15 protein-coding genes and 2 riboswitches are annotated in these 19,010 nt (G+C 55.8%); of the genes, 5 read left to right on the top strand and 10 right to left on the bottom strand.

Annotated elements, in window-relative coordinates; all coding sequences use genetic code 11:
* Window positions 1-43 precede the first annotated feature (43 nt).
* Together ACI1P1_RS09640 and ACI1P1_RS09635 are read left to right on the top strand one after the other, a co-directional pair.
* Window positions 44-3,919: a collagen binding domain-containing protein gene (locus ACI1P1_RS09640; RefSeq protein WP_416216161.1), complete on the top strand. Its 3,876-nt coding sequence runs from the start codon at window positions 44-46 to the stop codon at window positions 3,917-3,919.
* A 168-nt stretch (window positions 3,920-4,087) separates the two neighbouring features.
* Window positions 4,088-4,174: riboswitch (cyclic di-GMP riboswitch) on the top strand.
* A gap of 42 nt (window positions 4,175-4,216) precedes the next feature.
* Window positions 4,217-4,303, top strand: a riboswitch (cyclic di-GMP riboswitch).
* A gap of 13 nt (window positions 4,304-4,316) precedes the next feature.
* Entirely contained in the window at window positions 4,317-5,096 is a 780-nt protein-coding gene (locus ACI1P1_RS09635) for a transglutaminase-like domain-containing protein (protein WP_416216160.1), read from the top strand.
* A 38-nt stretch (window positions 5,097-5,134) separates the two neighbouring features.
* Here the strand turns inward: ACI1P1_RS09635 and ACI1P1_RS09630 are convergent, their stop codons facing one another.
* Window positions 5,135-6,181 carry a M23 family metallopeptidase gene (locus tag ACI1P1_RS09630; RefSeq protein ID WP_416216159.1) on the bottom strand — a complete coding sequence of 349 codons (1,047 nt, stop codon included), beginning with the start codon at window positions 6,179-6,181 and terminating at the stop codon, window positions 5,135-5,137.
* Window positions 6,182-6,294: 113 nt separating this feature from the next.
* On the opposite strand from ACI1P1_RS09630, the gene larC2 reads away from it, so the two are divergent.
* Window positions 6,295-6,777, top strand: a complete 483-nt coding sequence (gene larC2, locus ACI1P1_RS09625; RefSeq protein ID WP_416216158.1) for a nickel pincer cofactor biosynthesis protein LarC2 — start codon at window positions 6,295-6,297, stop codon at window positions 6,775-6,777.
* Window positions 6,778-6,883: 106 nt separating this feature from the next.
* Here larC2 and larC read toward each other — a convergent pair whose 3' ends face one another.
* From larC to larE, 3 genes are read right to left on the bottom strand one after another with little or no spacing between them, the layout of a single operon-like run.
* Window positions 6,884-7,918, bottom strand: a complete 1,035-nt coding sequence (gene larC / locus ACI1P1_RS09620) for a nickel pincer cofactor biosynthesis protein LarC (RefSeq protein WP_416216157.1) — start codon at window positions 7,916-7,918, stop codon at window positions 6,884-6,886.
* A complete protein-coding gene (gene larB, locus ACI1P1_RS09615; protein WP_416216156.1) occupies window positions 7,915-8,703 on the bottom strand; it encodes a nickel pincer cofactor biosynthesis protein LarB in 789 nt (262 codons plus the stop codon). The genes larC and larB overlap by 4 nt, the downstream gene beginning before the upstream one ends.
* Window positions 8,703-9,551 (bottom strand): ATP-dependent sacrificial sulfur transferase LarE, encoded by an 849-nt coding sequence (larE, locus tag ACI1P1_RS09610; protein WP_416216155.1) that lies wholly within the window; start codon window positions 9,549-9,551, stop codon window positions 8,703-8,705. Before larE ends, larB begins: the two co-directional genes overlap by 1 nt.
* A 319-nt stretch (window positions 9,552-9,870) precedes the next feature.
* Here larE and ACI1P1_RS09605 point away from each other — a divergent pair, with 319 nt between their 5' ends.
* Window positions 9,871-10,857, top strand: a complete 987-nt coding sequence (locus ACI1P1_RS09605; protein WP_416216154.1) for a YutD-like domain-containing protein — start codon at window positions 9,871-9,873, stop codon at window positions 10,855-10,857.
* A gap of 386 nt (window positions 10,858-11,243) precedes the next feature.
* Here the strand turns inward: ACI1P1_RS09605 and ACI1P1_RS09600 are convergent, their stop codons facing one another.
* The 3 genes from ACI1P1_RS09600 to ylbJ all read right to left on the bottom strand — a co-directional run bounded on the left by ACI1P1_RS09600 (window position 11,244) and on the right by ylbJ (window position 16,602).
* The gene (locus tag ACI1P1_RS09600; protein WP_416216153.1) at window positions 11,244-12,056 is read right to left on the bottom strand and encodes an NAD kinase; all 813 of its coding nucleotides are present in this window, start codon (window positions 12,054-12,056) and stop codon (window positions 11,244-11,246) included.
* A gap of 701 nt (window positions 12,057-12,757) precedes the next feature.
* Complete coding sequence (glgP, locus tag ACI1P1_RS09595) at window positions 12,758-15,289, bottom strand: alpha-glucan family phosphorylase (protein WP_416216152.1); 2,532 nt, start codon at window positions 15,287-15,289, stop codon at window positions 12,758-12,760.
* A 95-nt stretch (window positions 15,290-15,384) separates the two neighbouring features.
* Window positions 15,385-16,602, bottom strand: a complete 1,218-nt coding sequence (gene ylbJ, locus ACI1P1_RS09590; protein ID WP_416216151.1) for a sporulation integral membrane protein YlbJ — start codon at window positions 16,600-16,602, stop codon at window positions 15,385-15,387.
* A 156-nt stretch (window positions 16,603-16,758) separates the two neighbouring features.
* Between ylbJ and ACI1P1_RS09585 the strand changes: the two genes are divergently transcribed.
* Window positions 16,759-17,463, top strand: coding sequence for a DUF2225 domain-containing protein (locus tag ACI1P1_RS09585; RefSeq protein ID WP_416216150.1), 705 nt, complete (start codon window positions 16,759-16,761; stop codon window positions 17,461-17,463).
* An 85-nt stretch (window positions 17,464-17,548) separates the two neighbouring features.
* On the opposite strand, the gene ACI1P1_RS09580 is transcribed toward ACI1P1_RS09585, so the two are convergent.
* The 3 genes from ACI1P1_RS09580 to ACI1P1_RS09570 are packed head-to-tail and all read right to left on the bottom strand — an operon-like array spanning window position 17,549 to window position 18,914.
* Entirely contained in the window at window positions 17,549-17,779 is a 231-nt protein-coding gene (locus ACI1P1_RS09580) for a hypothetical protein (RefSeq protein ID WP_416216149.1), read from the bottom strand.
* The gene (locus ACI1P1_RS09575; protein WP_416216148.1) at window positions 17,776-17,967 is read right to left on the bottom strand and encodes a YycC family protein; all 192 of its coding nucleotides are present in this window, start codon (window positions 17,965-17,967) and stop codon (window positions 17,776-17,778) included. The genes ACI1P1_RS09580 and ACI1P1_RS09575 overlap by 4 nt, the downstream gene beginning before the upstream one ends.
* Window positions 17,964-18,914 (bottom strand): L-lactate dehydrogenase, encoded by a 951-nt coding sequence (locus ACI1P1_RS09570; RefSeq protein WP_416216147.1) that lies wholly within the window; start codon window positions 18,912-18,914, stop codon window positions 17,964-17,966. Before ACI1P1_RS09570 ends, ACI1P1_RS09575 begins: the two co-directional genes overlap by 4 nt.
* Window positions 18,915-19,010 lie beyond the last annotated feature (96 nt).

Here is a 19,010-nt window from a genome sequence, read left to right as displayed (position 1 = left end):
TCATCACCGCTCCAGATTGTGGAAAAAAAGGATCGGCATGTTCATGACAGCCGTTCTTTTAAGCGCCCAGGTTCTTTACGGCATGACGGCTTATGTAGCCCAAGCGGCTGCAGAAATAAGCAATCAAATGAATATTCTGACCACGGCCACCATGGCGGTCTACAATGATGATCAATATACCGAGCCGGTTACCGGAACGGTGTACAAGCAGCAGTCCAAGGTCATTCTGAACTATAATTGGGAGCTTCCCGATGACCATGGCTACAAGGCCGGTGATACCTTCACGTTTGATCTGCCGGATGCCTTCAAGCTCTACAATGATGTGACCGGCCAATTGAAAATGCCGGATGTGGACGGCAATGTAGGCACCTTTACCGCGTATCAGAGCAATCATAAGGTTGTTATGACCTTCAATGATTACATCGAGCAAAATTACGGGGTGCACGGCATGCTGGCCTTTAAGACGGAATTCAAGGAATATGCCGTTACCGAACAGTCGGTTCAAGAGATTAAGCTGCCTATCAACGGCGTTATGGAGACGGTGAGTCTCGTTTTCCAGCCTAAGGGTGGAGCTTTGATCGCCAAGAAGGGCGAGGTGCAGGGCTACAACGCCAAGGACATCAGCTGGACCGTGGATGTGAATACCTCCATGGCCTCGATTGCCGGCGCAGCGGTAGCGGATGTGATCCCTGCAGGATTAGGGGCGCCCCAGGATGTTAAGGTCAATAAGCTGAATGTCACCATGGGCGGCACCGCCGGCACTCTGGGGGAGACCGTAACGGAGGGAGTTTATTACTCCTATAGCTACGATACCGCCTTGAGAACGGCCAATATCGCATTCTTGAATCCCATTGACTCGGCTTACCGGATTACTTTTACTACACCAATAACGGATTTCACCAAAACCTCCTTTGAAAATAAGGCGACTCTGACAGGCACAGGACCGTCCCTGCCCAAAAGCGCCACAGCTACCGTGAAGCCTGCCCGGGGCGCGCAGCTGGATAAGTCTGCCGGAACTTACAGCCAGAATGACCAGAGTGTGGAATGGACGTTGAAGGTCAACTATGATGAACGGACCTCAGCGGGAACACAGGTGGAGGATTGGTTCAGCGCCAACCAAACGCTGGATGTGTCCACGGTTAAGGTATACCCGGTAACCTTCCCCAATGCCAACGGCACAGGGCCTAAGCAGGGAACCGCGCTGACCGCAGGAACGGATTATACGGTAACGGGCCCCCTGAGCGACCCCGCCCGTCCCGGACAAGCCGGGTTTCGGGTAACCTTCATCGGCTCCATCGACAAAGCGTATAACATCGTCTACAAGACCAAAGCAAGCGGCCGGGTGTATGCGGACAGCGACACGGACAGCAGCCAAACGGTTACCAATACAGTCTATTTTAACGGAACCGAAAAAACAGCCTCCAAAAAGCTGGAGTCCAGCATTTTGACCAAAAGCATCACCACAAGGGACTATAACGCCAAAACCGTCGGCTGGAAAATTACTGTGAACAACGACAAAAAGCCGGACGGCAGCTACTACACCATGCAAAACGCTGTGGTGACGGATACCTTCTCCCTGCAGGGCCTGTCCTTTGATGAAGGCAGCCTGGGGGTCAAGGGAAATAATAATAAGACCCTGGCCAAAGGAACGGATTTCACGTTGGCTCCCAAGGACGGCGATTACGCCAACGGATTTGTGCTTCTATTTACGGTGGACCTGACAGGTCCTTGCACCATCACCTACAACACGGGCTTCGATCTGGCTAACCAAACTGCCGGGGGCAAAATATTCCCCAACGCCGCCCATGTGGCTTGGACGGAGAACAGCACTCCCCATGAGCAGGCGGTTTCCCAGCCTTTTGACCCCAATGCGTACACCAAAAACAACGGCTTCAAAAACGGAAGCTACAATGCCGTGAAGAAGGAGCTAAACTGGGAGGTTGGCTTCAACTACAACCTGTGGACGCTCCAGAATGCGGTGGTCAAGGATGTGATCGAAGCGCCCCAGAAGCTTATTGGCCAATCGGTTAAGGTCTACGCCATGACCATTGCACCGGATGGCAATACAACCAAAGGTGCCGAGATCACTAGCGGGTTCACGGTTACTCTTCCTGATGCTGCCAACGGAAATACGCTGACAGTGGCATTTGACCAACCGATTACCAAGGGCTATTACCTGGTTTACAAAACAAGCCTGGAGAACGTGCTGGTGGATACCAATGCGTCGGATACCGCTAACCTGTACGACGGGGCGGTACCCAAGTCGGAAAATCTGACTGCATCGGTGAACATTCCCTATACCAATGAATATGTCACCAAGTCGGGAGCCCAAAGCGGGGACCGGATCAATTGGACCATCCATATTAACCGGAACCAATCCACCATCGAAAATGCCGTTATTACGGATACGGGATCAGCCAACCAGATGTTTGTACAGGATTCCTTCAAGGTGTACAACACGGTGGTCAGCCAGAATTCTTCCGATCCCACCAAGGTTAATGTGACCAAAGGGGCCACTCTTTTGCAGAAGGGGACGGATTACACCCTTAATTACAGCCAGGACAAGGATGGCAAGCCTGTATTTGAGCTGATCTTCCTGAATACCATCACCAAACCCTATATTCTGGAATATCAAAGTCTGGTCATTGCCAATAACAATGAAACGGTGTCGAATACCGCCCTGTTGTCCGGCACCAATGTGACCAGCACCAAAACCAGCAATACCACGAATGTTGTGGTTAAATTTTCCTCCGGGGAAGGGACCGGAAGCGGCGGCATCACCAATGCCAATCTTACTGTTGTGAAAAAGGATGCGGCGGATTCCAATGTGCGGCTTGCCGGCGCGGAATTCGATCTGTACCGCAAATCCGGTTCAGGCGAGATTTATGTGGCCAGCGGGAAGACGGATGCTCAGGGCGAAATTGTATTTACCCGGTTGTACGGGGGCAGCTACGTGCTGAAGGAGGTTAAGGCGCCGGTTGGCTACCGTTTGGACACGGCGTCCCACAATATCACCATCAATACCGCCGCGGTTACCACGGTGCTGACCAATGAGAAGCTTCCGTCTGTGACGCCAACACCTACGCCAACGGCAACACCGACGGCTACGCCAACGGCAACACCGACGGCAACACCGACGGCAACACCGACGGCAACACCGACGGCAACACCAACGGCAACACCGACGGCAACACCAACGGCAACACCAACGGCAACACCAACGGCAACACCGACAGCAACGCCGACAGCAACACCGACGCCGACATCGACAGCAACGCCGACAGCAACACCAACGGCAACGCCGACACCGACAGCAACGCCGACGCCGACACCTGATGGGAATTCAGGCGGGTCAGGGGAGGAACCAAGCACCCCGACTCCCAGTCCCACTGTCAGCCCCAGCGCCAGCCCGACGCCTGCAGTGACGGCCACCCCGACGCCTCAAGCCACCACAGAGGCTTCGGCCAGCCCGTCTCCCAGTGTTACACCGGAGCCTGGAACACCGAAACCAACGCTGACGCCGTCCCCTACTCCGACACCCTTGACCGAAATTACGGATCAGGACACGCCTAAGGGAGGCTCCGTACCGGTACCGGAGGGAGGAAAGGTGGATATTGCCAAACCCCCGGGGCATGGCACATTGAGCGTGGACGATACCGGCAGCTGGCTGTATACGCCTGATCCTGGATATACCGGGAAGGATTCCTTTACAGTCAATATCGTGGACAAGGATGGCAACGGGGAAGACCTGCTTATCGAAATCGATGTGGAGGAGGTCCCCTTGGGAGGCTTGACCCCTGCGCCGGAGATAGCCACCTTACCCAAAACCGGCGAGGAGCGGAGATTGCTGTGGCAATTGGCAGGAATAGGCCTGCTGGTTGCGGGAGTTTCCCTGCGGAGATTCCGTTTGAAGAAGTAACCCAAATCACAGGCCAAAGAAAGCTGCCGGACAGAGATTCCGGCAGCTTTTTTGTCATTCAAAAAAAATGTCTTTCCTGTGAAGGACAGGCTATAGGTACTAGCATATTTTTCTACAACTCTATTGAAAAAATGTCGAATTTCTGATAGATTAAAACCAAAGGCAATACACGATAAATGGCAAACCTGCCGAAAGGCTGGGACGCAAAGCTACAGGGTCTTCCCTTCCCAAGAAGGATGGCAGCCAGCTACCGAATGCAATTGGCTTTTTTCATTTTTAAGGCATCACCCAAGCCTACACCGATAACGGCAAACCTGCTGAAAAGCAGGGACGCAAAGCTAAAGGGCCTTCCCTTCGTCAGAAGAATGGCAGCCAGCTCCCGAAGGAGGTTTTTTGTATGCGGAAGTTCATCACGTCTATTGTCGCAGCAAGTATGCTTTTCGCATATGCATCCGCCGCATCTGCCGCATCCTGGTTGAATGACAGCAAGCTCTCAGCCGGATCCATCGGCGTCCAATACCAAGCGGATTCCGGTGCCCGGGTCAAGGTCATGGTTACCAAGGACGGGACAAGCTACACCTATGACTTGAAGAATAACGGAACCGAAGAAAGCTTCCCGCTTCAACTGGGCGATGGAACCTACAAAATTGCCGTACTGGAGAATACCACCGGCAACAAGTACAAGAGTGTATACTCGGCAACCAAAGATGTTGTGCTGGCCGATGCCAATGCCGTTTACCTGAATTCGACCCAAAATGTAAACTGGGCTGCGGCTACCGATGTTGTAGCAAAGGCGAAGGAATTGACTGCAGGCTTGAACACAGACGAAGCCAAGGTCAAGGCCATTTATGACTATATTATCGGTTCTGTAACCTATGATTATGAGCTGGCTGCCAATGTTGCTACCGGGTACATTCCTAACCTGAGCCAAGTATTGGTGGACGGGACAGGCATCTGCTACGACTATTCCTCCCTTTTTGCCGCCATGACCCGCAGCGTCGGGGTACCCACCAAGCTGATGATGGGCACATCGGAATATGTCAACGTATACCACGCCTGGAACGAAGTGCTTCTGAACGGGGCATGGGTAACTGTAGATACCACCGTGGATGCAGGCAGCGGAAGCGCCGCCTTCGCCAAGGACAGCAGCAAGTACGTTGCCGCTAAGAGCTACTAATAAACAGCAAGGCCGGAGGAGCGATCCCCCGGCTTTTTTTATTTCTTTTTGCGGCCTGCGGCCCGTTCCTCCCGCTCCCATTTTTTGAGGTGGGAATAAGGGTCGAAGGACCATTCGGCCAAGCCGTTATCCCGGTACAGGCCAAAATGCAGATGCGGAGGGAATTTCCCGGAGGTGCCGGGTTTGCCGTAGCCGGAGCTTCCCACCCAGCCGATCACCTGTGCAGGCTTGACCACATCGCCGGTTTTGACCTCCTTGCTGAAGCCGGAGAGGTGGGCGTAATAATGATACACATTATTCAGATCCCGGATACCTACTCTCCATCCGCCGAAGGGATTCCAGCCCATGACCTCAATAATTCCGTAGCAGGTGCTGCGGACTGGAACACCATGGTGGGCGAAGAGGTCGGTTCCCTCATGAATCCGGTCGCCTCCCCACCCGCGGCTGGCGCCCCAGGTATCCCGGTACGAATAATCCGCCCCCAGCGGGAGAGGAAATGCGTGGGTAAACAAATCCAGGGTACCGTAGGCGGCATAAATTTTGGAAAACTGGAGAATCCGTTCGACCGCCCGGTTATTCTGGTAATATTCCCATAACCCGATCCGGAAGTTTTCCTCATCCGTCCCGAATTTGGTAATCTGCCGCGCGAAGGCTGCCAGCCTGTCCAGATCGCTGTTCCGGTCCGCCCGCCCATCCCCGTTTCCGTCCAGACCTTTGCCGCCGAATGCCGCAATCCCTAACGGACTGGTATCCGTCCGGTCCGGATTAGCCAACCCCGCCCAGTCCTCCGGTGAGAAATAAACGGCCACCAGTCCGTCGCCCGGTGTGCGCTTCTTCACAAAGTTCATGGTGCGTTCATATTGATCGGCCGCGGCCAAATCAAACCACCTGATGCCTGTAATGGTGCTGGTTTCCTCAAACAGGGCCTTGCGTTCCCCATAGGCCTGATCGGCCGCTGCAGCGGCCTGGGGAGCTGAAACCTCCGCATCTGCCCCTGCCGGTTCCGCAGCTGCAAGCCCTGCCCCGGCCAGCCAGACGAAGGCCGCTGCTGCCGCGAGACCGCCGTATCGGTGCCGCCGTCCCATATGATCGTCCTCCCGCTCCTGGTTTAAGCCAATTTGGCATGTACTCCATGTGTGTGTGCTATACTTAGCATGTTTAAGGGAGTCGAATTTTATCCTGATGGGAGGGACCGGCCTTGGAGCATTCGCACAGACAAGAGCACACCGACGGAGGAATGGTGGTCATTCAGGCCAATCTGGATGACATGAATCCGGAATTTACCTCTTACATAACGGATCTTCTGCTGGCTGCGGGAGCCAATGATGTGTACTGGATTCCAATTATTATGAAAAAGGGCAGGCCCGGCATCATGCTGAATGTGCTGGTAGGCGAAGAAGGCATCGCCGCAATGGAGCAGGTGATTTTTGCGGAAACCACCACACTGGGGCTGCGGTACATACGGGCGGAATGCCACCGTCTTGGCCGGGAGTTCTTCCGGGTGGAGACCTGCTTCGGACCCATGACGGTGAAGGTGGGGTACCACCAGGGGAAAGTGGTGCAGTTCGCCCCCGAGTTCCGGGAATGCGAGGAGGCCGCGCGGCTCCACAAGGTACCCCTGAAGGAAGTATACGAAGAGGTGAGAAGCCGTTACCGGAGCGCGGCGGGACCGCTGGTTTGACGAAAGTCCACAAAAAAAGTGAATGGATGTCCCGCGGCGACCGGTACAATCGGCCTCTTCGGAAGATACATTCACTTTTTTTGTATTTGGGCTGCCGGATGGCAGTTTAGTGCTTGGTATCGCAGGCAGCTTCTCCGCTCATGGTCTCCTGTTCATGCGCATGGGGATGGGAGTGGGGATGACCACTGTGATGGTGATCATGGGTATGCTCTTCATCATGGGCATGCGTATGTCCGTGATGATCATCGCCGTGATGGTGATGATGCCCGTGTCCATGCTCATGATCGTCCCCGTGGTGATGGTGGTGGACATGCTCATGGGAGTCGTCATGGTGGTGATGGTGATGGGCATGCTCGTGGACATGCTCCACATGATGCAGCTCATGCTGGGTATGCCACTTGTCCAGATACGGCTCCGTATGACCAATCACTACACGCAGCACATTGGGCTGATCCGCCAGGTCCCGGGTACCGGCTCCATAGCCGATGCTGTCCACGATCATGGACGGCAGGGACATGAGGAAGCCGGTGGCTGCTCCCGCGATGATGCCTGCGCCTGTAGGTGTCGTCAGCTCCATTCGCAGGCGGCTTTCGGCAACGGGGATGCCCCGCATCATCTCCAGGGTGGCCGGAGCCGGCACTGGGTAAAGGCCATGGTCGATGCGGATGGAGCCCGAGCCTAAGGGGACCGGGGAGCTGATGATTTTATCCGCCTCCAGAGAATCCAGAGCCAGCGCAACCCCGATTACGTCCACAATGGAGTCGATGGCGCCTACTTCATGGAAGTGTACACGCTCCACCGGCACATCATGGATTTTGGCCTCCGCTACGGCAATTTTCTCGAAAATGGAGAGTGCCAGAGCGGTAGCTTTTTCGCTGAAGCCGGCCCGGACGATCATTTCTACAATTTCCTTGTAATGGCGGTGCTGCTTGGGCGGGTTGGCCTCGTCCAGGAGCACGTCCAGCTTCAGGGCGGAGACGCCCCGTTTGGTCACCCGGGACCAACGGAGGGAAAAGGGGTCCACCGGCAGCTTGGCCAGCTCCTGCTCCACATAATCCTTATCCGCGCCTGCATCCACCAGGGCCGCCAGGGTCATGTCCCCGGCAATGCCCGAAAAGCAATCCAGATACACGATTTTCATAAAGGTGATTTCGCCTTCTTCTCCAGATTTTGTTGGATAACTCCGGCTGCGTAACCTGCGCCAAAGCCGTTGTCGATATTTACCACGGTGACACCCGGGGCGCAGGAATTAAGCATCGCCAGCATGGCGGCAATCCCATTCAGGCTGGCGCCGTAGCCGATGCTGGTGGGGACGGCGATAATCGGCTTGGATACCAAACCGCCCACCACACTGGCCAAAGCTCCCTCCATCCCTGCCGCCACCACAATGGCATCAGCTTCACGAAGGATGCTGATCCGCTCGAACAGGCGATGAATCCCTGCCACGCCCACGTCGTAGATGCGCTCCACCCGGCTGCCCAGCATTTCGGCGGTGATGGCGGCTTCCTCCGCTACGGGAAGATCCGAGGTGCCTGCACAGGCCACGGCCACGTAACCGTTTTTGGAGGGGACGAAGGGCTTTTGGCGCCAGGAGATGGTGCGGCTTACCGGATCATAACGGGCGGCAGGCACATCCTGCAGCACCAGCTCCGCTTGCTCCGGGGTAACCCGGGTGGCCAGCACCCGGTCCACATGCTCCATTAGCTTCAGGAAAATGGCCCGGAGCTGCTCCGGTGTTTTGCCTTGACCGAAAATAACCTCGGGAAACCCGGTCCGGCGTTCCCGGTGCACATCCAGCCGGGCGAAGCCCATGTCCGCCGTGCCGTCCGGCTCCTTAGCCTTCAGCAGCTCCTTGATGTGGACCTTGGCCTCCTCCGGATTCAAATCCCCGGTATGGACCAGCTTCAGCAACTGATCAATATCCATTACTTGGCGACTTCCTTTCTTTGCTGCTTCAGGGACGGAGCCAGCACCTCGTTCATGCTGCCGGTCCGGTATCCCGCCAGATCCAGCGTAACATAGGAGAAGCCCAGGGAGGTCAGCTTTTGATGGATGGCCTCCTTATGCTCCATAACCTTCATGATTTCCTCCGGGAGCACTTCAATACGGGCGATTTTATCATGATGCCGCACTCTGACCTGATAGAAGCCCAGCTCGGCCAGATAAGCCTCCGCCACATCCAGCTGATCGATTTTGTAGCGCTCGATTTTGGTCCCGTACGGAATCCGGGAGGACAGGCAGGCGAAGGAGGGTTTATTCCAGGTAGTCAGCCCCAGCTCCTTGGAAAGCTGGCGGATGTCCGCCTTGGTCATGCCGGCTTCCTGCAGGGGGCTGCGGACGCCGCGTTCATTTTTGGCCTGGAGGCCGGGACGGTAGTCTCCCAGATCATCCATGTTGGAGCCGTCCACAATATAGCTGTAGCCCTGATCCTTGGCCAGCTGCTGCAGATGGGTAAACAGTCCCGTTTTGCAGTGGTAGCACCGGTCCGGATTATTGGCGACGAATTTCTCATTCTCGAATTCCTTCACCTCGGTTTTGATGAGACGCACACCCATCTCTTCCGCCAGTGCCACGGCTGCATCGAATTCACGGCTGGGGAAGGTTTCGGAAGCGGCGGTTACCGCCAGCACCTGGTCTCCGATTTCCTGCTGGGCTCTCTTCAGCAGAAACGTGCTGTCCACCCCGCCGGAAAAAGCCACCAGAATGCGTCCCATACCACGCAGGATATCGCCAAGCAGGGCGTTCTTTTCCTCGATTGACAAAGCTTTTTCCACTTTCGATTCCCTCCGTTCGAATAACGGCTCCTTTGAAGGAAGCCGGCGTGTGATTGCGGTATGATCTGTAAATAAAACAGGTTCAGATTTCTATTTTAGCATACATTCGGTGTCATGTCTGTTGGACCGGATGTGTTGCAGGCAGGATTTTGGCGGCCCAAATCTGATGCAGGTGGAAAATTCCTTTTCGTGTTATAATAAGAAAAGTCCGCCTTTCGGAAGGCTGGTTGACATATTCGTGCACAGCGGGGCCGCATCATGGGGTTTCCGGTGTGTTTGACATAGCGTATAGCAAGAGATGGTGAAGGAGGCAGCGGTCTTGTATCATATCGGGGGCAATACCTATTCAGTGGTCTTGGACCATAAGAACGGATGGAACTATGAGGTTTTTCGGGACAGGTACAGCGAGGTGCTGGACCGGTATGATTTTATAGTGGGGGATTGGGGCTACAATCAGCTCCGGCTGAAGGGGTTCTTCAAGGAACCTAACAACAAGGGGAGCAAGGATGCGTCCATTACGCTGCTCCATGACTATTTGAATGAATACTGCAATTTTGGATGCGCCTACTTTATTATCGAAAAGCTGGCCTCCCGCAAAAATGCCGAAGGCCGTGAGGACGGCGACGATTCCGAAGGGGATGGGGAAAAGCCGTATGAGGCGGAGCGTCCGCGGGAGTATGAGCTGAAGCCCCGGCATCAATACCAGCGCAAGCAGCAGGAGCCTGCTGAAGCCCGGCAGCGCGGAGGGCAGGAGAAGTCCACTGCCACGGTCCACGCTGTGGGCGATGGCGCGCGCAGGTCCGCTAACCAAGAAGGCGGAGGACGACGGGACGGGGAGCGGGATTTCCGCAGCGGGCAAAAGAGTCCCGACAGCCGCCGCGGCCAGGATGGTCCGCGCAATAACCGTGACCACGGGGGCGGTGGCAAACCCCGGGGTGAAGGCGATGGAAGCCGCCAACGGGAGTTCGGCGGCGGTAAACCCCGCGGCGAGCGGGAGAACAGCGGCCGCGAGGGCGAAGGCGGCAGGCAGCGGGAGCAGGACGGCCGCCGCCGGGAATCCCAGCAGGATTCCCGTCAACGGGAGCAGCAGAACCGCCCCAACCGTGACCAGCATGCCGGCGAGCGGAAGCAGCAGGGGCAGCAGAATCAGGGTGAAAAGGCGAAGCAGCATCCTCCGCGGAATAAATCCGGCGGTGGCGGCAGCGGCGGAGGCGGCGAGCAGCAACGCAACCGTGAGAAGGACCGGGAGAAACGGAATGACCGGGACCGTGAACGGGAAAAGGGGCGGGCTGAGCCCCTGGTATAACGGATGATTATGAAGATTTAAAATATTTTCCGTGACGTAATTGCCCGGGAAATGTGTCGAAGCCCAAGACAGAAGGCGGCTGCCTTCGGAGTCTTGGGCTTTTTTTGGTTTAGGCGTGCTGCCTATCCGGATGGGTGCTGGTCAGCAGAAGGTAACGGACTTAGGGGCCGCTATTTGACGGGAACTCGCTGTTTTATTATTCTAACGGACCTGCCAGCCGTTAATGGGGCAATAACCGTCGGTTAGGCTGTTAGTGAAGCCAATAGCGTACCGTGTGTCCGTAAGAGCTCCATAACCGGCTGTTTAGGGAGAATAGCGGCTCCTCAGTCCGAATAGTAGTAGGAAAACCCGTTTATGGCCGCTGTGATTGCAGAATCTCGGCGATCCTAGTTGAAATCATGCCCGATAAAGGCCTCCCGGACCCGGCTCCAGAAGGGGAAGGGACGGAAGCGGGCAAAGCGAATGGTTTCCTTGGACACCTGGCACCGGATGGAGGTAACCTGGTTCTCCTGAAATGACAGATGGTCCAGAGTAATCAGAAACCGCCCCTCCGATTTCGGGTAAATATCGCAATGATGATGCTTGGGCAGGATCATGGAGGAGCCCAGGGTCCTGTACACCCGGTTGTTGATGGAGGAAATTTCAGCGATTTGCAGGGCCTCCAGGGAAGGGTGCAGGATGGCGCCGCCAAGGCTTTTGTTGTAGGCGGTGCTGCCGCAGGGGGTGGAGATGCAGATGCCGTCCCCGCGGAAGGTTTCGAACGGCTCGTCATTTATGTTCAGTTGGGCAACCAGCGTAGAGTCGATTCCTTTGATGGTGAACTCATTGAGGGCCATGAAGGAATGCGCTTCCCCCGCAGCCTTGACGACCTCCACTTCCACCAGCGGATAGGTGACCAGCCGGAGCTTGCTTGCTTGGGGAGGGGCATTCATCAGGGTGATCAGCTGGCTGATTTCGCCGGGCATCCAGTCGGCAAAAAAACCCAGATGTCCCGTATGAATTCCCACAAAGGAGGCTGTAGCCAGATTTCCGCGGAATTGGTGGAATGCCTGCAGCATGGTCCCGTCACCGCCGATGGACACCACAAAATTTGGCTCGCAGCGGCTTTCGGTCATGCCATGGGCGGCCGCCAGAAGATGAAACTCCTTCACGAGCTTGCATGACTCCTCATCGCCCCGGTTGACAACAAAGTAATTCAAAACAGTACCTCCTAAGAGCTTTGCCTCAAGGCAAAACCAGCATCGTAAGCATCGGCTTGGGTTTGCTATCGGGCAAAACCAGCATCGTAAGCATAAGCTTGGACTTACCGCCAGGAAAACCAGCATCGTAAGCATAAGCCAGGGTTTTGCCGCCGGCCAAAGCCGTAAACTACCCTCATCATAAACTTTTTGCCTCCGCCAAGCAATGCAGTTCCGTTGAAAATGACCTCCTCCAATAGTTTGCCGTTGTGACTGGAGAACTTGCTAACCGTCTGCCTCATAACGATATGATGGTGTAATGGAACTCAGCAGCTCTTAACGGGCAAAATTGGTCAGATGCAGGCGCTAACGGAATTTAAAGTGCCTTAGGAGGGGATTCGAGACAAAATTGGTAACTTGGCGAAGGCTAACGGTCGCTGAGTTCCGTTAAAATTCAAAAATGCCCGAATCCGCCGTCTAAGCGTCGCTCAGTTCCGTTACATTCCGGTACGGACTGAGAATGTGAAAGTGCTAGCAATCCCCACCACTAACTCGCTTACCAGTCAGCTTTCCATCCGCCTTCAGCGATCCCCCCATGCCCACACAAAAAAAACGGATGCTCTGACGATGATTCATCAGAGACATCCGTTTAAGCAGCTCCACCAGACGGCCGTGGTTAGCAGTTCTACCCTCAGCCTGCTTTACATCAGCAGCACCGCCGTCTACAGCATCGTTACCTCGTTCATTTCGAAATCATGGGCGAAGTCCGGGCTGATGGGACGCACCCGAAGCTGGAAGTGCGGCCCGTGGCGCAGATGCGCCGGGAGCCGGCCTTCGAACTTGTAGGTGCCAGGGGAAACAGCTTCCCCAAACAGGGAGAAGGGCACCACCACCGGAACCCATGCGCCGTTCGCCTGCTCCTCCCAATACAAGGCCTCCACCGCTACGTCCTTATACCAGATTTCGCCCAGATGGACGATCACACCGATGGTTTTCAACAGGCGTTTGTCCAGAGACTCGGCAAAGCTGACCGGCGGATAAGGATCCTCAACGCCGACGATTTTCACCGCCCACCACTTGGTGCGGATAAACCGTTTGTAATCGGCCATCCGGGTGGCTGCCGCGTAATTATCCGTGCTGAAATGCAGCGAACGGTCCATAATTTTGGTGTAGTACAGATTGGTGTAGTCCTGCACCATCCGGTCCGTATTGTACTGGGGCGCCAGGGTTTCGATGGAATGGACCATCCGCTTAACCCATTGGACTGGAACCGCAGCCTGCTCCTCCCGGTTATAGTACAGAGGCACAATTTTCTTCTCCAGCACGCTGTACAGCGACTCCTGGTTCTCCTTCTCCTGAGTCTCCTCGTCCGCCCTATTATCAGCGTCGATGGACCAGCCGTTTTCCCCATCGTACCCTTCCTGCCACCAGCCATCCAGCACGCTGAAATTCAGTACACCGTTCAAGGCCGCTTTTTCGCCGCTGGTGCCGCTGGCCTCATAAGGCCGTTTGGGGTTGTTAAGCCATACATCCACCCCTTGGACCAGGTAGCGGGCCATATTCATATCGTAATTCTCCAGCAGCACAATCTTGCCGCGGAAGCGGTCCGTCTGGGACAGCTGATAAATATCGCGGAGCAGCTTCTGCCCGGGAATATCCGCGGGGTGAGCCTTCCCGGCGAAGATAAACTGCACGGGCCGTTCAGGATCATTCACCAGACGGTCCAGCCGCTCCTGGTCCCGGAAGATCAGCGTCGCCCGCTTGTAGGTGGCGAAGCGCCGGGCAAAGCCGATGGTCAGCACATCCGGGCGTAAAAAGACACTTCCGCTGTCATCGGGCTGGCCATTGCGCCGCCGCTGCTCCTCTACGTTGGTTTTGGCATACAGGATGAGACGCTCCTTCAGGCGCTGCCGGATATCCCACAGGGTTTCCTCCGGTGCATCCGCCAGGGCTGCCCATTGTTCCCGGCCGCTTTGGTGAGTCCGCCAGTTCTCCGGCAGATAACGGTCCAAGAGCTCCTTCCACTCCCGGGCCATCCAGGTGCGCAGGTGAACCCCGTTGGTCACATGTCCGATGGGAATTTCCGAGGCGTTCAGATTGCCGTGGAAACCCTTGAACATATCCCGGGAAACAGCGCCGTGCAGCTCGCTTACACCATTGCGCATAGTGGCGGTGTTCATGGCCAGATAGGTCATGTTGAACACATTTTTGCTGCGGTCCAATCCCAGCTCGACAATGGCCTGCCGATCCGCGTTTAAGGAATAAAGCAGCTCACCCAGATAATGCTCGAACATCCCCACAGGGAATGCATCATGTCCCGCGGGAACCGGTGTATGGGTGGTAAAAATCGTGCTGGCCCTTACCATCTCCAATGCTGCAGAGAAGGGTAACCCGCCCCGGATATGCTCCCGGATGCGTTCTAAGGACAGGAAGGCGGCGTGGCCTTCATTAATATGGTAGACATATGGATAAAGCTCCAAAGCGCGGAGGGCCAGAATCCCGCCCATACCCAAAATGATTTCCTGCTGGATCCGGGTATCCTGATTTCCCCCGTAAAGCTGGGCGGTGAGGGAACGGTCATCATAGCTGTTGCCGTCTACATCCGCATCCAAGAGATACACGGGAACGTTGCCAACCCGGACCTCCCAAACCTTCAGCCGTACAGCCCGGCCGGGCAGCTCCACGAAAACATGGACCTCCTCGTTATTCCGGATGGCCGGACGTACCGCCAATTTGTTGAAGTCATAGGTAACCTGCTCGGAAATTTGCGTGCCTTGGTGATCGATTTTTTGGTTGAAATAGCCGCGTTTGTAAAGAAGGCCCACCGCCACCAGGGGAAGTCCCAAATCACTGGCGGATTTGCAGTGGTCCCCGGCGAGCACACCCAGGCCGCCTGAATAGATAGGCAGGGACTCATGGAAGCCGAATTCCGCGGAGAAGTATGCAATGTGCCGGCCAATATGCTGGGGATAGGTTTCCTGGAACCAGGCCTTACGCCCGGTATAGGCATCCCAGGAGGCGATTGCTTTTTCGTAGAGGTCGATAAACGCCTCGTCACTGGCCAATCTGGCCCAATCCTCTGGAGATGTTTCGAGCAGCATCCGAACGGGGCTGTGGTAAACCGTCTCCCATTTCACTGGATGAATGGAGCGGAAGAGCTCCAGAGCTTCTTCATTCCAGCTGAACCATAAGTTGTAGGCGAGTTCCTCCAGACGGGATAAGCGTTCGGGCAACAGAGCGGAATATTGGGTCATGATTGCCACCTCTCTTTGGTTTGGTCAAACGGAAGCTTTCTCCATTTTACCACAGGGGTGGAGGAAATTTCTTCTTTAAGAGGATCATTGCCGCTTCAGCCGGAACGGCGCCTTACAAAACGGACGGCCAGCAGATACACAAGCAGCACACCCGCGATGGCGTAGCCGGTTTGCCACACCAAGCCAGGCAAGGGGCCGGGCTCCAGCCAGCGGACGCCGCCGGGTGACCCAAGCCGGGCCAGGGCGGGAGCCGGCTCAGGCTTAAGCCAGTTCCATAGGAACAGAACGGCGGCGAAGGAGAGGAGACCGTGGGCCAGCCTGGCCAGAAGAAACGGCCCGTAGCGGAGATCGGTCTTATGCAGCAGGCTGATAATCTGGGCATGGACCGACAAGCCTGCCCAGGCCAGGACAAAGGCGCCACAGGCTGCCTTATACACCAGCGGGATGGAAGCGGAGGCACCGCCTGCCGCTTTGGCCCCCAGGGTAACCTCGAAGCTCCCGTCCACCAGCGATTGGGACAGCTCCCGGGGGACACCCGCCAGCCCCAGCAGGCTGCCGAAGGTATCCTGGATAAACCGGAGCACCTGTGCGATGGTAAGCACCTCCAGAATGGTGGAGGCAAACACCACCAGGCCGCCGATAACGAAGATCAGCTGGATGGCGGCGTGAATCGCCTGCTGAAGCATCATCCCGAAGGGCCGTCCGTCCATCAGCCGTGCTTCGTGCATCGCCCGGAAGGAGCGGGCTAAAAGCCGTCCCTTGCCTTGGACCTGTGCAGGCGGAGACATCCGGCCTCCGCTGTGGAACCGCATCAGGAGCCCCAGCAGAATCGCTGTCCCGTAATGGGCGGCACCCAGCACCAGCGCCAGACGGGCATCGTGGAAAAAACCCACGGACACGGCGCCAATGAGAAAAATGGGATCGGAGGTGGTGGCGAAGGATACCAGGCGTTCACCCTCCTCCCGGTTAATCAGCTTATCCTCCCACAGCTTGGCCGTAAGCTTGGCTGTCATGGGATAACCTGAGGCAAAACCCATGGTCATCACAAAACCGCCGATACCGGGGACCCGGAATAAGGGGCGCATCAGCGGGTCCAGCAGCGACCCGAAAAAATGAACGATACCGAAGCCCAGCATTAGCTCCGCCAGCACCAGAAACGGGAAAAGGGATGGAAACAGCACATCCCACCAGATCAGGATGCCCCGCATGGAGGCGCCGATCACCTCATTGGGGTAAGCCAGCAGCATGGCCAGAAACGGGACAATGAACAGAGCGGCTGCAACCAGGGGATTCAACGGAATGAAACGGCGCATACAAAGCCTCCAAGCATGTACAGGATACTTTATGTTTATGAAAGATCAACAAAAGACATGTCCGAAGGCAGAGGCGATTTGGACGGGATTATGGTACAATATTCAAAAGTAATTCAAGAATGCTGCAAATTTGTCAGCAAGGGGGAACGTAACGGAATGGAAGGTGTAAGTCCTCTTTTTCAAATTAAGGTATCCTGCATCTGCTGCGGGCATGTGTTCATGACCTCCAGAGTCCGGCCAAGCTTCAAGAAATCGGCGGGTACGGAAACGGATTTTAACATTCTGTATAAAGTAACCAATCCTGAATATTACGTGGTTCGGGTATGTCCCCAATGCGGCTTCGCCACCACCGAAAGCTTCAGCGACAAGCTGACTCCGGCACAGCGGGAGGAGTTCGAAAACCGGGTGCGGATCAACTGGGTTGTAAGGGATTACGGCGGGGAACGTACATGGGAGGATGCGCTGCAGTCCTACAAGCTGGCTCTTTTGTGCGCACAAATTAAGGAAGAGAAGGTCAGGCTCATATCGGGTCTTTTGCACCATATTGCATGGCTCTACCGGGAAAAGAAGGATGTGGAGCAGGAACGGCGTTTCGTCCAATTCGCGCTGGATTCATATATACAGGTTTACGAAACGGAAAAGGATATCAACAACGCCCGTCTCATGTACCTCATCGGGGAGTTGAACAGGCGCTTGGGCAATTACCACGAGGCGGTCAGATGGTTCTCCAGGGTCATCAACGACAAGAGCATCATGGACTCGGCCATGATCCGGGCCAGCCGGGAGCAGTGGGTAGTCACCCGCGAGGATATGCTGAACGCACGTATGGAGCTGCCAGAGGAAATGCAGAACGGCAAGTAATGCGCCGCCGTACACACACATAAAACAAACAGCCTGACGCATCCCTTCGCAAAAAGGGGCGGCAGGCTGTTTTTGTTGATCGGCTTTACCGTAGCTTTCGGTCAGCCAGTAAATAGTCGCGGTCCGTATCCACAACAGTGAAGGAGCCGTGGCAGCAGGGAAACACCAGCAGCCGCTTGCGGCCCTCATGGATCGGCAGCAGATCCTTGACCTTCAGGGGGAGAATGACCCGCTCCGCGCTGCAGAAGGGGCAGCTGTCCACATAGACATCCTGGCGGAGGGTTTCGTAGGGCCATGTATGGGAAAAAGGAATCATTGCGGCGGCACTTCCGGTTCCGGAGCCGCGGAGGCAGTGCCGTCCGCCTCCTGGTCCTGCTGCTTGGCCAGCTCGGCCAGCTTCTGCAATAGAATATGCTGGGGCATATGCATCAGATGCTCCAGCGGCACCTTCAGCATTTGGGAAAGCTTTACTGCGGTTTCAGGCGATATTTGCAAGGGCTTCACGGAGCATCCGCATCCTTCCCCACGGAGATTTCATCGATGTGGCTCTTCAACGTACGGGCTGATTTCCGGAGAAGCTCCTGCTCCTCCGCACTCAGCTCCAGGTCAAGAATCTCCCGGACGCCGCTGTGGTCCACAATACAAGGTACCCCCAGGTAAACCTCCTCCAGATCATAATGCCCGGAGATCAGGGTGGATACCGTCAATACGGACTGCTCGTTGCGGAGAATCGCCGCGCAAATCCGGTCCAGTGCCAAGGCGATGGCATAGAAGGTGGCGCCTTTGGCGCTGATGATTTCGTAGGCGGCATCCCGGGTATTCTGGAAGATCTCCTCCTGCCTTGCACGGGGAATATCCACCTGGAGGCCCGCCACATTGGCCCGGCTCCAGACCGGAAGCTCGGAGTCTCCATGCTCGCCGATAATATGGGCATGGACGCTGCGGGGGTCGATATTCAGCTCTTCGGCGATGAGATAACGGAAGCGGGCGCTGTCCAAGAGCGTGCCCGAGCCGATAACCCGGTTAGCGGGCCAGCCGGATTTTTTCCAGGAGAAGTAAGAAAGGACATCCACCGGATTGGTGGCGATCAAAAGAATGCCCGTTGTATTGTATTTCGTGACATTTTCAATTATGCTTTCGAAGATTTTCACGTTGCGCTTCAGAAGGTCCTGGCGGGTTTCCCCGGGCTTCTGCGCGGCTCCGGCCGTTACCACGATGATGTCGGCTTCTCGGCAGTCCTCGTAATCCCCTGCCCACACCCGCACATTACCCACAAAGGGAAGGCCGTGGTTCATGTCCAAGGCGTCGCCGCGGGCTTTGTCCTTGTTCACATCGATCAGCACCAACTCGGACATCCGCTTATGCAACAGCAGGGTGTACGCAGTTGTGGAGCCTACGGCGCCAGTGCCGATTACGGCAATGCGCGTCGCTTTTGCGCTTTTATCCGGCATCTCTCTCACCATCCCATTTTGGAAGAATTAAACTGTGTCGGTCCAGCAGACACAAAGAGTTGCTTTCATTTAAGCATAAGAGGTGACAAAGCCGCA

The sequence above is a fragment of the Paenibacillus mesotrionivorans genome, assembly GCF_046098205.1.
GTDB lineage: Bacteria > Bacillota > Bacilli > Paenibacillales > NBRC-103111 > Paenibacillus_AR > Paenibacillus_AR mesotrionivorans.
Note: the sequence above shows the minus strand (reverse complement) of the source record. Positions and strands in the feature narration are given on the sequence as shown.